Source organism: Micromonospora sp. LOL_015 (genome assembly GCF_048060275.1).
Taxonomy (GTDB): domain Bacteria; phylum Actinomycetota; class Actinomycetes; order Mycobacteriales; family Micromonosporaceae; genus Micromonospora_E.
Genome location: NZ_JBHMIO010000007.1, coordinates 133,539 through 148,606 on the forward strand (window position 1 = coordinate 133,539; position 15,068 = coordinate 148,606).

Genomic DNA, 15,068 nt, shown 5'->3' on the forward strand with positions numbered 1-15,068 from the left:
CGTTTCGTCCAGGGCATATCACACGACGTGGTCAGAGCGTGTCGCCAAGCCGACGACGGGGTGCCGGTGTGCCGTCGGAACGACGATCCGGGAGGAATAGGCTTGGCCGAGGTTGACCCCACAGCGTGGTGGGGCCGAGGGGAGTCTGCGCCAATGAACCGCCGTCCGGTCACGAAGTCGAAACGCCAGGCCTCGGGCGGTGACGGGCAGCGTCGCCGGCAGAGCGCCGGGCCGCACCGCCAGTCCGAGCCGGATCCGGACGAGGTGTTCGACCTTCAGACGTTCGCGCCGCCGGAGTCGGCGCTGGCCGCCGTGGTCGACGACACCGACGACACCGGGTACGACGAACCGATGCCCAGCGCCGAGCGGCTGATCGCCCAGGCGGTATCGCTGGCCGACGCCGACCACGACGCCGCCTCTCTGGTGGACCGGTTCTGGCGGTTCGCCGCCGACGAGGAGCTGGTCGGCTGCCGCCCGCAGGAGATGCTCGACGCCGCTCGGGCGCACCGGGAGCTGGCCGGGCACCGGCTGCCAGGCGAATTGAAGTTGCGGCTCACCCCGCCCGGCGACGGTCGGCCGTACACCGTCATCGAGATCGTCACCGACGACATGCCGTTCCTGGTCGACTCGGTGACCGCGCTGCTCACCGAGCGGCACTTCGACGTCCATCTGCTGGTGCACCCGCTGGTCGTGGTCCGACGCGAACCACTCGGCCAGCTGACTGAGGTGGCGGCCGACGTCGAGCCGGACGACGCGATCGACGGCGACCTGGTGGAGAGCTGGATTCGGATCGAGATCGACCCGATCCGGATCGCCGGTGACCTGGACCGGCTGCGCCGCGACCTGCAGCGGGTCCTCACCGACGTGCGGGAAGCGGTGGAGGACTGGCCCCGGATGCGGCAGCGGGCCCTGGCCCTGGCCGACGAACTCGACCGGGCCGAGCCCGGATCACCCGACGCACCGCCGGTGCCGGAGAAGGACCTCACCGACTCGGTCGAGCTGCTGCGCTGGCTGGCCGACGACCACTTCACCTTTCTCGGCTACCGGGAGTACCGGCTGGTCGACAACGCGGACGGGGACAAAGCGCTGGTAGCGGTGCTCGGTTCCGGGCTCGGCATCCTGCGCCAGGACCAGACCCGGCCCCGCCCGCTCACCTCGATGACCCCGCAGGCGGCGGCGAAGGCGCTCGAACAGCGGCTGCTGATCATCACCAAGGCCAACTCGCGGGCCACCGTGCACCGGGCCGCCTACCTCGACTACGTCGGCGTCAAGGTCTTTGACTCGGCCGGTACGGTGGTGGGCGAGCGCCGGTTCCTCGGGCTGTTCTCCACCGCCGCGTACCGGACCAGCGTGCAGGAGCTGCCGGTGGTCCGGCGCAAGGTCGCCGAGGTGCTGGAACGGTCCGGTCTCAGCCCACGCAGCCACTCCGGCAAGGATCTGCTGCAGATCCTGGAGACCTACCCGCGCGACGAGCTGTTTCAGATCCGCACCGACGACCTCTACCACGCCGTACTCGGGGTACTGCGGATGGCCGGCCGCCGGCAGCTGCGGCTGTTCCTGCGCTCCGACGGGTACGGGCGGTTCCTGTCCTGCCTGATCTACCTGCCCCGGGATCGGTTCACCACCCACAACCGGCTGCGGATGCAACAGATCCTGCTGCGCGAGCTCAACGGCGTCGGCGTCGACTACACCACCCGGGTAACCGAGTCGATGCTGGCCCGGGTGCACTTCATCGTGCGTACCGACCCGGCCTCGCCGCCCGCCGAGCTGGACCCGGACCGGCTCGCCGAACTGCTCGCCGAAGCCACCCGGCTGTGGGAGGACGACTTCCGGCTGGTGCTGGAACGCAAGCTGGGCGACGAGTCGGCCAAGTCGCTGCACCGGCGGTACGCCGGCGCCTACCCGGAGGGGTACAAGGAAGAGCACACCGCGTACGAGGCGGTCCAGGACCTGGCCAAGCTGGAGCTGCTGGAGGAGCCCGGCCAGCTGGAGATGCACCTGTTCCGGCCGCCCGGCGGCGCCGAGGTCGACGAGCGGGACGTGCGGTTCAAGGTCTACCGGTACGGCGAACCGATGGTGCTGTCCGATGTGCTGCCGGTGCTGCACTCGCTCGGCGTGCAGGTAATCGACGAACGGCCGTACGAGATCGACCGGGTCGACCAGCGGATCTACCTGTACGACTTCGGGCTGCGGCTGCCGGTCGGCGCGCGGGCGATGGCCGAGGTCCGGCCGCACGTGGAGAACGCGTTTTCGGCGGCCTGGCGCGGTGAGGTGGAGATTGACGGGCTCAACGAGCTGGTGCTGCGCGCCGGGCTGACCTGGCGGCAGGTGGTGGTGCTGCGGGCGTACGCGAAGTACCTGCGCCAGGCCGGCGCGGTCTTCTCCCAGGAGTACATGGAGTCCACCTTCGTCGCCTACCCGGCGATCGCCGCGCTGCTGATCCAACTCTTCGAAACCCGGTTCGCGCCGGGGCCCGCCGTTGACGACGAGCGCCGCCGCCGGCGCGGCCAGGAACTGGTCGCCGTGATCGGCCGCCAGTTCGACGAAGTGGACAGCCTCGACCAGGACCGGATCCTGCGCAGCTACCTGACCCTGATCCTGGCCACCCTGCGGACCAACTTCTACCAGCGCGGCACCGACGGTCGCCCGGTCCCGTACGTAGCGATCAAGCTCGACCCGCAAGCCGTCCCGGACCTGCCGGCGCCCCGGCCGGCGTACGAGATCTTCGTCTACTCGCCCCGGTTCGAGGGTGTGCACCTGCGCTTCGGCGAGGTCGCCCGGGGCGGGCTGCGCTGGTCGGACCGGCGGGAGGACTTCCGTACCGAGGTGCTCGGCCTGGTCAAGGCGCAGATGGTGAAGAACGCGGTGATCGTGCCGGTCGGCGCCAAGGGTGGCTTCGTGGTCAAGCAGCCCGGCGGTACCGCGCGCGGTCGGGCGGCGGCCGAGCCACCGGACCGGGAAGCGGCCCAGGCCGAGGGGGTGGCCTGCTACCAGCAGTTCATCTCCGGTCTGCTCGACGTCACCGACAACATCGTCGCCGGGCAGATCATGCCGCCGGATCGGGTGGTGCGTCACGACGGCGACGACCCGTACCTGGTGGTCGCCGCCGACAAGGGCACCGCGACCTTCTCCGACGTGGCCAACGCAATCTCGATCTCCCGGGGTTTCTGGTTGGGCGACGCGTTCGCCTCCGGCGGGTCGGCCGGCTACGACCACAAGAAGATGGGGATCACCGCGCGGGGGGCCTGGGAGTCGGTCAAACGGCACTTCCGTGACCTGGGGGTGGACGTCCAACGGCAGGAATTCACGGTGGTCGGCATCGGTGACATGTCCGGCGACGTGTTCGGCAACGGGATGCTGCTGTCCGAACACGTCCGGCTGGTCGCCGCCTTCGACCACCGGCACATCTTCCTCGACCCGGATCCGGACGCGGCCACCTCGTACGCCGAGCGGCGGCGACTGTTCGACCTGCCCCGGTCGTCGTGGGCCGACTACGACACCGGACTGATCTCGGCCGGCGGTGGCGTGTACCCGCGTACCGCCAAGTCGGTGCCGGTCAGCCGGCAGGTCCGCGCGGCGCTCGGCCTCGACGACGGGGTCGACCTGCTCTCCCCGCCGGAGCTGATCCGGGCGATCCTGCGCGCCCCGGTGGACCTGCTGTTCAATGGCGGCATCGGCACCTACGTCAAGGCCTCCGACGAGTCGCATGCCGACGTCGGCGACAAGGCCAACGACCCGATCCGGGTCGACGGCCGGTCGGTGCGGGCGAAGGTGGTCGGCGAGGGCGGCAACCTGGGGCTCACCCAGCGTGGCCGGATCGAGTACGCGACCGCCGGCGGGCGGATCTACACCGACTTCATCGACAACTCGGCAGGCGTGGACTGCTCCGACCACGAGGTCAACATCAAGATCCTGCTGGGCGGCGCGGTGGCCGATGGCGAGCTGACCGTACCGCAGCGTGACGCGTTGCTCGTGGAGATGACCGACGAGGTCGCCGCGCTGGTGCTGCGGGACAACTACGACCAGGCTCGGGCCCTGGCCAACGCCGGCGCCCAGGCACGTCCGCTGCTGCCGGTGCACCGGCGGATGATCACCGACCTGGAACAGTCCGGGCAGCTGGACCGGGAGTTGGAGGCGCTGCCGTCCGACGACGATCTGGCGGAGCGGATCCGCGCCGGCGCGGACGGGTTGACCCTGCCCGAGCTCGCGGTGCTGCTCGCCTACGCCAAGATCTCCATCGAGGGGCAGGTGCTGGCCGACGGGCTGCCCGACGAGGCGTGGACCGACCGGGTGCTGGCCGACTACTTCCCGACGCCGCTGCGCGAGCGGTACGGCGCCCGGATGACCGACCACCGACTGCGCCGGGAGATCGTGGTGACCAGCCTGGTCAACGAGGCGGTCAACCGGGGCGGCATGTCCTTCGTCTACCGGACGATGGAGGAGACCGGAGCGTCGGCCGCCGACGTGCTGCGGGCCTACGTGGTGGTCCGCGACGTGTTCGGGCTCGACACGCTGTGGGCCGACATCGACGCACTGGACAACGTGGTTAGCACCGCCGCGCAGATTGCGGTCTACCTGGAGAGTCGGCGACTGCTGGACCGGGCCGTCCGCTGGCTGGTCACCAACCGCAAGTCCCCGCTGGACGTGTCGGGGGAGACCGCCCGGCTGCGCGAAGGGGTGTCGCGACTGCTGCCGGAGCTGGGCGACTACTTCCGGGGCGACGAGCGGGAGTCGCTGCGGGCCCACGTCGACACCATGACCGGTCGCGGTCTGCCGCCGGATCTCGCCGACCGGGCCACTCGGATCATGTACAGCTTCGGGCTGCTCGACGTGGTGGAGACCGCCGCCGACACCGGCTGCGACGTCACCGAGGTCGCCTCGGTGTACTTCATGCTCTCCGAACGGTTCCGGGTCGACTGGCTGCTGAGCAAGATCTCGCTGCTTCCCCGGGAAGACCGCTGGCAGACGCTGGCCCGTACCGCGCTGCGCTACGACCTGTACGCCGCGCTGGCGGCGCTCACCGTCGAGGTGCTCACCGCCACCCCGGGCGAGCTGGCGGTGCAGGACCGGGCCGAACAGTGGGAGCAGGACAACGCCAGCGCGGTGGCCCGGGTACGGCGGGCGATGGAGGACTTCGCCCACTCACCGGCCGACCTCGCCGCACTGTCGGTGCTGCTGCGCCAGATCCGGACACTGGTTCGCACATCTTCGGCCAACTGACCACATCGGCCGGAAAAGCTGCATACTTTCGGCAGGGTAGACAGAGGCGTTTCCGGGCGGGTGAACGGCTTCTCCATCAGGGCGGCGTGCGGGCCGTTCCGTACGGCAGGAGGCAGGCAGGATGCTGGACAAGCGTCTCTACCACCATCTGGTCAGCTGGCTGGGTCAGTGGCCGGCCGGCCGGGCGTTGCAGGTGGTCGGCTCGGAGCGGCGAGTCCGACCGGGCTGGGACGGCCGGCCGCATCCGGTGGTCGGCGTCGGGGCGCCCGGCGGCGCGGTGCTGTCCGTGCCACCCGACAAGGTCGAGGCGGTCCGCGCGTTGACCGACCTGCCGCTCACCGATCTGCTGGCCAAGTTGCCCACCGCGGTCGGCCGTCCCGGCTGGCGGGCGCAGCGCACCGTGTTCCGGTACTGTCTGGCGCCGGCGCCGCTGCCCGACGCCGGGGACTGGGTCGGCTCCGCTGACGAGTCGTTGCCACCCTGGCTGCGGCAGTTCACCAACCCGGTGCTGGTCGCCCGGGACGCCGATGGGACGTTCCTGGCCGGGGTCGGGCTGAAGCGGCACGACGCGCACGGCCAGGAGATCGCGGTCGGCACCGTACCGGCGGCGCGTGGTCGTGGCCTGGCCCGCCGGCTGGTCGCCCAGGCCGCCCGTCGGGTGCTCGACGGCGGCGCCGTCCCCACGTACCTGCACGCGGTGGGCAACGCCGCGTCGGCGAAGGTGGCCTCGGCCGCCGGGTTCCGCGACCGGGGCTGGAGTGCGTACGGCATCTCCGCCGACTGACCGAGCACCGGCGCTCCTGGCCTGACATCCGGGCCGGCTTCACCCGGCACGGGCGATGCCGTACCACCCGATCAGCCGCGACCCTGCCATTGGGTGGAGGGAGCGGAAGATGCCGCAGACGACGCAGCGGGCGCAGACCACACGGACCGCCTCGGCGCGGGAACCGATGCCGGCGACGCGGGAGTTCTTCGACCGCCTCGGCCGTAAGGAGAACGCGTCGCTGCTGCGGCAGATCTCCGGGACGGTGCGGTTCGACCTGGCACACGATGAACAGGTGGACTACTGGTTCGTCGCCTTCGAGGGAGGTCGGGCCAGCCTGGTGCGCGAGCAGCGGGATGCGGAGAGCGTGCTGCGTACCGATCAGGAGGTCTTCGAGGGGATGGCCCGGGGCGAGATCAACCCGATGGCGGCGATGTTGCGCGGCGACATCATGGTGCTCGGCGATCTCCGCCTGCTGATCCTGATCGAGCGGATGATGCCCGGCCCGCCCAATTCCCACGACCCACGCGCGTTCGCCCGGCGGGAGAGGACTGAGCGATGACCGAGGGAATGGTCAGTATCCTGGACGGCAACACCTTCGTGGTCAGCGACAGCCAGGGCGACATCGACGCCTCTCCGGCGGCACCTACCGGGCTGTTCTCGTTCGACACCCGCTTCTTGTCGAAGTGGCAGCTGACCATTGACGGTGAGCGGTTGTCCTCGCTGTCGGTCGACGACCTGCAATACTTCGAGGCACGGTTCTTCCTGGTGCCCGGAGAGCCGACCCACTACGTCGACGCCGAGATGTCGGTGATCCGGCAACGCTGGGTGGGCGGCAGCTTCGACGAGGAGATAACCATCCTCAACCATGCCCAGGAGCCGATGGAACTGAGCGTCCGGCTGGAAGCGGGCAGCGACTTCGCCGACCTGTTCGAGATCAAGGACGTCCGGAACAAGGTCGGCAAGCATTACGCCCACGTCGACCGGGGCTGCCTGCGGCTCGGCTACCAGCGGGAAAGCTTCCACCGGGAGACGATCATCTCCAGCAGCGAGCCGGCGGCGATCGACGAGCACGGACTCAGCTTCACCATCGTCGTCGAGCCGCACGGCCGGTGGGTCACCCACATCAAGGTCAAGACCACCGCTATCGGTCCGGACGGTCGTGACCTGCGCGAAGGAATGCTCGGCCAGCACTTCGACCGGGCCAAGCCGGAGATGCGCCGGGAACTGGACGAGTGGATCGCCCGGGCACCCCGGCTGTCCTGCGAGTGTGAGCCGCTCGCGTCGACGTACCGGCGGAGTCTGGTGGATCTGGCCGCGCTGCGTTACACCCCGCTGTCGCTGGCCGGGCAGTCGGTGCCCGCCGCCGGTGTGCCGTGGTTCGCCACCATGTTCGGCCGGGACAGCATCTTCACCAGCCTGCAGGCGCTGCCGTTCGCGCCGGAGCTGGCGGCGTCGACCCTGCGGCTGCTCGGCGGGTTGCAGGGCAGCAAGCTTGACGACTTCCGGGACGAGGAACCGGGCAAGATCCTGCACGAAATTCGGTACGGCGAGTCGTCGGCCTTCGAGGAGCAGCCGCACACTCCGTACTTCGGAGCAGCCGACTCGACCCCGCTGTTCGTCGTGCTGCTCGACGAGTATGAGCGGTGGAGCGGCGACGTCAAGCTGGTCCGGGCACTGGAGGCCGAGGCCCGGCAGGCGCTGTGCTGGATCGACACCTACGGTGATCTGCTCAACAACGGCTACCTCTGGTACGAGCGGCGCAACGAGGAGACCGGTCTGGAGAACCAGTGCTGGAAGGACTCCTGGGACGCGATCTGCTACCGCGACGGCCGGCTGCCCGGCTACCCCCGGGCGACCTGCGAGCTGCAGGGGTACGCGTACGACGCCAAGATGCGCGGCGCCCGGCTGGCCCGCGAGATCTGGCACGACCCGGGGTACGCCGACCAGTTGGAGCGGGAGGCGGCCGACCTGAAACATCGGTTCAACCGGGACTTCTGGGTCGCCGATGGGGAGTACTTCGCGCTCGCGCTGGACCCGGAGGGCGGCCAGGTCGACGCGTTGTCGTCGAACATCGGCCACCTGCTGTGGAGCGGTATCGTCGATGCCGGCAAGGCCAAGAAGATCGCCAAACACCTGGTCAGCCCGCGGATGTTCTCCGGCTGGGGGGTGCGGACCCTGGCCGAGGGGGAGGGCCGGTTCAATCCGATCGGCTACCACGTCGGCACGGTCTGGCCGTTCGACAACTCGTTTATCGCCTGGGGCCTGCGCAAGTACGGCTTCGTCGAGGAGTCGGCCCGGATCGCCGATGGGATCATCAACGCCGCGCAGTATTTCAACGGCCGGCTGCCGGAGGCGTTCGGCGGCTACGACCGGGCGCTGACCAAGTATCCGGTGGAGTATCCGACCTCCTGCAGCCCGCAGGCCTGGTCGACCGGGGCCACCCTGCTGCTGCTGCGGACCCTGCTCGGTCTGGAGCCGCAGGGCGAGCACCTGGTGGTCGACCCGGCGTTGCCGATCAGCATGGGCCGGATCGAACTGTTGGATATTCCCGGCAGATGGGGGCATATCGATGCGTTCGGTCGCGGTCGGATGGACATCCACCGCAAGGAGCGCGAGCCGGCCTGACCCGGGCGCCCGGCCGGCCCAGCGGCATCCGGGCGTAGGGTGTCGACCGTGCGGGTAGGGATCGTGATCTTGCCGGACGAGCCGTGGTCGGTGACGTCGCGCCGCTGGCGCCAGGCCGAGGAGTGGGGCTTCGACCACGCCTGGACCTACGATCATCTGGGGTGGCGGGACCTCATCGACGGGCCGTGGTTCGACGCGGTCCCGACGCTGGCCGCCGCCGCGTCCGTCACCTCCCGGATTCCGCTCGGCACCCTGGTCGCCTCGCCGAACTTCCGGCACCCGGTGCACTTCGCCCGCGAGGTCACCGCGTTGGACGACATCTCCGCCGGCCGGCTGCTGCTCGGGGTCGGCGCGGGCGGGATCGGGTTCGACGCCACGGTGCTCGGCGCCGGTCCGTTGTCACCGCGCGCCCGGGTCGACCGGTACGCCGAGTTCGTCGAGCTGCTCGACCTGCTGTTGCGCACCGATCGGGTGACCTGGCAGGGCCGGTACTTCCAGGCGGTGGACGCCCGCAGCACGCCCGGCTGCCGCCAGCGGCCCCGGCTGCCGTTCGTCATGGCCGCCAACGGGCCCCGGTCGTTGGACCTGGTCGCCCGGTACGGCGCCGGCTGGGTGACCACCGGCACCGTATTCGACGACCAGGTCGCCTGGTGGGCCTCGGTGGCCCAGTTGACGCGGCGCTGCGACGCGGCGGTGGACCGGGCCGGGCGGGACCGGGACGACCTGCGCCGGTACCTGTCGCTGGACTCGGCACCGGTCTTCTCGCTGACCAGCGCCGACTTCTTCGCCGACGCGGTCGGTCGGGCCGCCGCGCTCGGCTTCACCGATGTCATCACCCACTGGCCGCGCCGGAGCAGCTGGTACGCCGGTGACGAGCGGGTGCTTGCCGAGGTGGCGACCGACGTACTGCCGCAGTTGCGGGCCTGACTCTGCCCGCCGAGCGCCGCCCGCCGACGAGGCGTCAACCGGACCGGTCGGCCGGCCGTGGTTCGGGCAGCTCGGCACGGGGCTGGCGGTCGGCCCGCAATCCGGCCACCTCGGCCCGCAACGCAGCGAGTTCCTCGGTGAGCGCGACGACGTCGGCGCGGGTCGCCGGCGACTTGGCGGTGTCGGCCTCGCCCGCTGCGGAGATGCGTTCCACGATCCAGCTGGCCAGCGAACCGGTGACGAAACCGATCAGGCCGATACCGCCGATCATCAGCGCCAGCGCCACGAACCGGCCGGTGCTGGTGATCGGGTAGTAGTCGCCGTAGCCGACGGTCGTGATGGTGACCACCGACCACCACAGCGCGTCCGGATAGGTGTTGATCGCACCGTCCGGGTGGCTGCGTTCGGCGTCCAGCACCGCCAGCCCGGAGACGATCACCAGCAGGACAGTGGTCGAGCCGACGTAGAGCGCCAGCCGGCCACGCGCCCAGACCTCGGTGCGCCGGGTCAGCAGGAGCACTGCGGTGACCAGCCGGAGCATCCGCAACGGCCGGAGAATGGGCAGCAGCAGCACGATCAGGTCGAACAGGTTGGCGCGGACGAACCGCCACCGGTCGCCGGCCAGCCACAGCCGGACGAGGTAGTCGGCCCAGAAGAGCGCCCAGATCACGATGTTGGCAGCGACACACACGGCGTGCCAGCGCGCCGGCATCTGCGGGTAGAGAATGGGCGCGGCATAGACGACGAGGAACGCCACGGCGAGCACGGTCAACCCGGCCGCTGTCCGGCGCTCCCACCTGGCGGTTCGGTCCTCGCGGTGCGGGCCGGACCCCGGATCCTGGAGAGACATGCCCGACAGGCTGCCTGATGGCGGCAACCGGCCCGCCACCGGCCCCACCGGTGGCGGGTCCCGATGTGGCGGCGCGGTGCCGACCGGTTCCAGCACCCGGCCCGGGTGATCGCCGGCGGGTTCACTGGGCAAAGGCGATCAGCCGGCAGCATGGCCGGATTCTGGAACGGGTCGGCGCCCACCACGTGATCCTGCCGGAGCACGATATGGGCGAGCGGGTCGCCGAGTCCGGCTGACGCCCGGCGGGCGAGCGGTTCAGCGGTCAGCGGCGCGGCCGGGAAGAGCGGTCAGCGGCGCGGCCGGCGGGCGTGGTAGACGAAGGCCGGCGGCAGGTTGCCGAGCACCGTACGCCCCATCACCACCTCCTCGAACCGGTCCCGCAGCAGTTGCCGGAACCGACGGGCCGGCGGGGTCTGCGCGGTCAGTACGTACGCGAACGTGGTGAACGCCCCGTCCGGTCCCAGCACGTCGCACACCGCGCCGAGGGCGGACGACTGCAGATCACGCGGGAAGGAGACCCACGGCAGCCCGCTGACCACCACGTCGGCGGTGGCCAGGCCCTGCCCGGCCACCAGGGCACGGCAGTCGGCGGCATTGCCGACGATCACCTCGACCTGCGGGTGTCGGCCGGCCAGCAGGTCGGCGAGGGTCGGGCTGAGCTCGATCGCCAGGTGTCGACCCCGGCCGCCGAGCCGCCGCTGGATCACCCCGGTGAAGGCGCCGGTGCCGGGCCCGAGCTCGACGACGACCGGGTCGCCGCGTTCCGGGATCGGCGCGGTGATCGCCTCGGCCAACCGCTGCGAGCTGGGAGCGATCGCACCGATCCGGGTGGGCGACCGGAGGAACTCGCGGAGGAACGCCCCGGCGTCGCCGCGCCGGGCAGCCGGAACCGGCGCGGGCTGCGACGTGGTGGCGCTCTCCGACACGGGAACGGACATGAGGGGAACTCCTCTGCGCGGGTGCTCCGGCGAGCCGGGGAGACAGGGGCCCGAGACACAGCATGCCTATTGCGGCACACCGCGTCAAAAGGGTAGCCGGTCGCGGTCAGCTGGTCGCGCTGAGCAGCCCGCGGAGCCACCCGGCCTGACCTACGTGCTGCAGGTCGTCGTTGGCCACGCTTACCAGCCGTGCGCCGAGGGTGACCGGCGGGTTCCACCGTTCGTCGACGATCCGGTCCAGGTCGGCGTCGGTCAGGCCGACCAGGAACCGCCGGGTCCGGTCGGCGACCGCCATGTAGTAGTCGACCAGCACGGCGGCGCTCTCCGGCGCCACCGCCGCCACCTGCTCGGCGCTGTGCCCGTACCCGGTGTCGGCCGGATCGGCGGTCAGGCCGAACCGCCGCGCCCAGCCGTCGCCGACCCAGACCTGCGGCTCGCCGATCACCTCGGCCAGATGGTCGTCCTGGACCCGGGTCAGGTGCCAGACCAGCCAGCCGATCGGGTTCGTGCCCGACCCCGGCGACCAGCGCAGCTGCTCCGGGCCCAGGCCGTCGACCGCCGCGCGGACCAGCTCGGGCAGCCGGTCGAAGGTCTCCACCAGCAGTGCGCTCGCATCCACCGTGCCTGTCTCCTCCCTGGAGCGTCGATGTCCCCGGTCCTGGGCTGGGCCGTGGCGGACCCTGCCCGGCCGGCCACGGCGGCCGTAGGCTATCAGCGCGCCAGGGCCCGCTACCTGCTCTTCCCCGGTCGGCACCACGTTCTCACCCGGTTCCAGGCCGACAATCTGAGCCGGCTGGCCGTCCGCGAGGCTGCGGCGTCCGACGGGCCGTGCACCCTCGTCTGGGCGGTGACGTCGGCCAACCACGGCAACATTCGGCGCAACCCGGTGCCGTACCACCGGCTCGCCCCGGTCGCATCCCGGTCCACCCTGAATGGTCGTCCGATGGACTGGCCGCTCACCCACGTCCTGCTGGTGGCCCGCCGGCCGGTGAACAGCTGAGCGGTCAGAGCCGCTCGAACGGTTCGGCGTAGCGGAACCGGCCCGGTGTCAGCGTGGCCCCGCCCAGCGGACGGGCCTGAAAGTAGGGCCCCCACCGCGGATCGGGCGCGACGATGCCGAACTCGCTCGCCGGCCGCAGCCCGAACCGGCGGTAGTACGCCGGTTCGCCGAGCAGCGCGACGAGTGTCTCGTCGCGGGCTTCGGCGGCGGCGAGCACCGCGTGCGTCAGCGCCGCGACGTCGCCGGCTCGTTCCCGTCTGACCAGCATGGCCGCCATCCGATCAGGCCGGGCCTGAGGCCGGCAACCGGATTCAAGGCGCGGCTTGGGACAATGGAGCGCGATGCTCATCGACCTGTACGACGTCATCCATCGGCGCCGTGACGTGCGGGCCGAGTTCACCGGCGCGCCGGTGCCGGACGAGGTGCTGCACCGGGTGCTGACCGCCGCGCACGCCGCGCCGAGTGTCGGGCTCACCCAGCCGTGGGACTTCGTGCTGGTGCGCGATCCGGCGGTGCGTGACGCCTTCCACGCACATGTGCAGCGGGAACGGCAGACGTTCGCGCAGACCCTCGACCCGGTCGCGGCGGCCCGGTTCGCGCACATCAAGATCGACGGGGTACGGGAGGCCACCCTGTCGATCGTGGTGACCTACGACCCGCAGCGAGGCAGCCCGGCGGTGCTCGGCCGGCACGCCATCGCCGACGCCGGCCTCTACTCGGTCTGCCTGGCCATTCAGAATCTCTGGCTGGCGGCCACCGCGGAAGGTCTCGGGGTCGGCTGGGTCTCTTTCTACCGGGAGCCGTTCCTGCGGGACCTGCTCGCCATACCGGCCGGCATCCGACCGGTGGCCTGGCTCTGCATCGGGCCGGTCAGCCGGCTCGCCGACGAACCCGACCTGGAGCGGCACGGCTGGCGGCGGCGCCGGCCGGTGACCGACGCCGTGCACCACGACCGGTGGTGAAGCCCCGCAGAGCCTGCCGACCACCGGCGTTTGCCAAAACGGCAAGAAAGTTTGCCGCTACGCTGGCAGCGGCGGATCGTGGGTGCCGGAGGTGGTCAGGATGGCTGACAACAAGGTGGGGGGACCCACGTACCGGGTCGCCGTGGCGGTGATCGGCGGCGGTGCCGCCGGGTTGAGCGCGGCGCTGACCCTGGCCCGGGCCCGGCGGGCCGTGATCGTGATCGACGCGGGTGAACCCCGCAACGCGCCCTCGGCCGGCGTGCACGGCTTCCTCAGCCGCGACGGCATCAGCCCGGCCGGGCTGGTCGCCGCAGGCCGGCAGGAGGTCGAACGGTACGGCGGCGTGGTGCTGCCCGGCCGGGCGGAGGCGGTCGAGCGGGTCGACAGCGGATTCGAGATCAGCCTGGCCGACGGCCGTACGGTGGCCGCCCGGCGGCTGCTGTTCGCCACCGGCGTGGTCGACGAACTGCCCGACATCCCCGGGCTGCGGGACCGCTGGGGCCGTGATGTGCTGCACTGCCCGTACTGCCACGGGTGGGAGATCCGGGACCAGCCGGTCGGGGTGCTCGCCACCGGCGAGATGGCGCTGCACCAGGTGCAGCTGTTCCGGCAGTGGACCTCCGACCTGGTGCTGTTCACCCACACCGGTGTCGACCTCACCGACGAACAGGCTGAACAGTTGGCGGCCCGCGGCGTCCGGGTGGTGCCGGGCGAGGTCGTCGGGCTGGAGGTGACCGACGACCAGCTCACCGGGGTACGGCTGGCCGACGGGACCGTGGTGCCCCGGTCGGCGGTGACCGTCGCTTCCCGGCTGCGGGTCGACTACCGGCTGCTGACCAAGCTGGGGGTGCCGGTGACCAGCCATCCGAGCGGGATGGCCGAACAGGTCGAGGCGGACCCGACCGGCCGTACCCCGATCCCGGGAGTCTGGGCGGCCGGCAACCTGACCAATCCGTTCGGCCAGGTGATGGCGGCGGCTGCGGCCGGCACGATGGCGGCCGCGGCGGTCAACGGCGACCTGGCCGAGGAGGACACCGCCGACGCGGTACGCCGGCACCGGGCCGCCGCCGGCGAGGACGACTCCGGCCTGTCGGTGCACCACGGGCCGGCGGACGTGGCCGCCATGGTCAGCCAGGAGTTCTGGGACGAACGGTACGGCTCCGTCGACCGGGTGTGGAGCGGCAACCCGAACCCGCAACTGGTCACCGTCGCGACCGAACTGCCTGCCGGCACCGCCTGTGACGTCGGCGCCGGCGAGGGCGCCGACGCGATCTGGCTGGCCGGCCGAGGCTGGGAGGTGACCGCCGTCGACGTGTCGGCGGTGGCGCTGCGGCGCGGTGCCGAGCAGGCGGCGACGGCCGGCGACGACGTGGCCGGACGGCTCACCTGGCAGCCGGCCGACCTACGGACCTGGGATCCCGGACCGGACCGGTTCGATCTGGTCACCGCCCAGTTCATGCACCTGCCGGACCCGGACCGGGCGATGCTGCACCGCCGGCTCGTTGCGGCGGTACGCCCCGGCGGCACCCTGCTGATCGTCGGCCACCACCCGTCCGACCTGGACGTGCCGGGGCTGCGCCGGCCCCGGATGCGGGACCTGCTGTTCACCGCCGAGCAGGTGGCGGCGGTGCTGGACCCGCAGGAGTGGGCCAGCATCCGGGCCGAGACGGTACCTCGGCCGGGCATCGACCCGGACGGAAACCCGGTGACCGTCCACGACGCGGTGCTGCACGCCGTCCGCCAGCGCTGACAGACGCCCACCCGGCGGTCCGGGCGGACG

The 15,068-nt window shown here is 71.4% G+C and carries 12 protein-coding genes; 8 read left to right on the plus strand and 4 right to left on the minus strand.

The window, feature by feature from the left end:
* Positions 1-153: 153 nt before the first annotated feature.
* The 5 genes from ACFHWU_RS09680 to ACFHWU_RS09700 all read left to right on the plus strand — a co-directional run bounded on the left by ACFHWU_RS09680 (position 154) and on the right by ACFHWU_RS09700 (position 9,538).
* Positions 154-5,220 (plus strand): NAD-glutamate dehydrogenase, encoded by a 5,067-nt coding sequence (locus ACFHWU_RS09680; protein WP_416590333.1) that lies wholly within the window; start codon positions 154-156, stop codon positions 5,218-5,220.
* A gap of 121 nt (positions 5,221-5,341) precedes the next feature.
* Positions 5,342-6,004 carry a GNAT family N-acetyltransferase gene (locus ACFHWU_RS09685; protein WP_416590334.1) on the plus strand — a complete coding sequence of 221 codons (663 nt, stop codon included), beginning with the start codon at positions 5,342-5,344 and terminating at the stop codon, positions 6,002-6,004.
* 109 nt (positions 6,005-6,113) lie between these two features.
* Positions 6,114-6,545 (plus strand): SCP2 sterol-binding domain-containing protein, encoded by a 432-nt coding sequence (locus ACFHWU_RS09690; protein ID WP_416590335.1) that lies wholly within the window; start codon positions 6,114-6,116, stop codon positions 6,543-6,545.
* Positions 6,542-8,611 (plus strand): glycogen debranching N-terminal domain-containing protein, encoded by a 2,070-nt coding sequence (locus ACFHWU_RS09695; RefSeq protein ID WP_416590336.1) that lies wholly within the window; start codon positions 6,542-6,544, stop codon positions 8,609-8,611. Before ACFHWU_RS09690 ends, ACFHWU_RS09695 begins: the two co-directional genes overlap by 4 nt.
* Positions 8,612-8,659: 48 nt before the next feature.
* Positions 8,660-9,538 (plus strand): LLM class flavin-dependent oxidoreductase, encoded by an 879-nt coding sequence (locus tag ACFHWU_RS09700; RefSeq protein WP_416590337.1) that lies wholly within the window; start codon positions 8,660-8,662, stop codon positions 9,536-9,538.
* Positions 9,539-9,572: 34 nt separating this feature from the next.
* Here the strand turns inward: ACFHWU_RS09700 and ACFHWU_RS09705 are convergent, their stop codons facing one another.
* The 3 genes from ACFHWU_RS09705 to ACFHWU_RS09715 all read right to left on the minus strand — a co-directional run bounded on the left by ACFHWU_RS09705 (position 9,573) and on the right by ACFHWU_RS09715 (position 11,945).
* Positions 9,573-10,388 (minus strand): potassium channel family protein, encoded by an 816-nt coding sequence (locus tag ACFHWU_RS09705; RefSeq protein WP_416556189.1) that lies wholly within the window; start codon positions 10,386-10,388, stop codon positions 9,573-9,575.
* Positions 10,389-10,675: 287 nt separating this feature from the next.
* Positions 10,676-11,326 (minus strand): class I SAM-dependent methyltransferase, encoded by a 651-nt coding sequence (locus ACFHWU_RS09710; RefSeq protein ID WP_416556190.1) that lies wholly within the window; start codon positions 11,324-11,326, stop codon positions 10,676-10,678.
* 106 nt (positions 11,327-11,432) lie between these two features.
* Positions 11,433-11,945, minus strand: coding sequence for a mycothiol transferase (locus ACFHWU_RS09715; RefSeq protein WP_416556191.1), 513 nt, complete (start codon positions 11,943-11,945; stop codon positions 11,433-11,435).
* A 27-nt stretch (positions 11,946-11,972) separates the two neighbouring features.
* Here ACFHWU_RS09715 and ACFHWU_RS09720 point away from each other — a divergent pair, with 27 nt between their 5' ends.
* Entirely contained in the window at positions 11,973-12,326 is a 354-nt protein-coding gene (locus ACFHWU_RS09720) for a hypothetical protein (protein WP_416590338.1), read from the plus strand.
* Positions 12,327-12,330: 4 nt separating this feature from the next.
* Here the strand turns inward: ACFHWU_RS09720 and ACFHWU_RS09725 are convergent, their stop codons facing one another.
* The gene (locus tag ACFHWU_RS09725; protein WP_416590339.1) at positions 12,331-12,594 is read right to left on the minus strand and encodes a hypothetical protein; all 264 of its coding nucleotides are present in this window, start codon (positions 12,592-12,594) and stop codon (positions 12,331-12,333) included.
* 79 nt (positions 12,595-12,673) lie between these two features.
* Here ACFHWU_RS09725 and bluB point away from each other — a divergent pair, with 79 nt between their 5' ends.
* Both bluB and ACFHWU_RS09735 read left to right on the plus strand, forming a co-directional pair.
* Positions 12,674-13,288, plus strand: coding sequence for a 5,6-dimethylbenzimidazole synthase (gene bluB, locus ACFHWU_RS09730; protein WP_416556198.1), 615 nt, complete (start codon positions 12,674-12,676; stop codon positions 13,286-13,288).
* Positions 13,289-13,388: 100 nt separating this feature from the next.
* Positions 13,389-15,038, plus strand: coding sequence for an FAD-dependent oxidoreductase (locus ACFHWU_RS09735; RefSeq protein ID WP_416590340.1), 1,650 nt, complete (start codon positions 13,389-13,391; stop codon positions 15,036-15,038).
* The last annotated feature ends 30 nt before the right edge of the window (positions 15,039-15,068 follow it).

Coding starts and splice junctions, on each gene's coding strand:
- ACFHWU_RS09680 (WP_416590333.1), top strand. CDS start 154: ATGAACCGCCGTCCGGTCACGAAGTCGAAACGCCAGGCCTCGGGCGGT.
- ACFHWU_RS09710 (WP_416556190.1), bottom strand. CDS start 11,326: ATGTCCGTTCCCGTGTCGGAGAGCGCCACCACGTCGCAGCCCGCGCCG.
- ACFHWU_RS09705 (WP_416556189.1), bottom strand. CDS start 10,388: ATGTCTCTCCAGGATCCGGGGTCCGGCCCGCACCGCGAGGACCGAACC.
- ACFHWU_RS09720 (WP_416590338.1), top strand. CDS start 11,973: ATGTCCCCGGTCCTGGGCTGGGCCGTGGCGGACCCTGCCCGGCCGGCC.
- ACFHWU_RS09695 (WP_416590336.1), top strand. CDS start 6,542: ATGACCGAGGGAATGGTCAGTATCCTGGACGGCAACACCTTCGTGGTC.
- ACFHWU_RS09725 (WP_416590339.1), bottom strand. CDS start 12,594: ATGCTGGTCAGACGGGAACGAGCCGGCGACGTCGCGGCGCTGACGCAC.
- ACFHWU_RS09685 (WP_416590334.1), top strand. CDS start 5,342: ATGCTGGACAAGCGTCTCTACCACCATCTGGTCAGCTGGCTGGGTCAG.
- ACFHWU_RS09690 (WP_416590335.1), top strand. CDS start 6,114: ATGCCGCAGACGACGCAGCGGGCGCAGACCACACGGACCGCCTCGGCG.
- ACFHWU_RS09735 (WP_416590340.1), top strand. CDS start 13,389: ATGGCTGACAACAAGGTGGGGGGACCCACGTACCGGGTCGCCGTGGCG.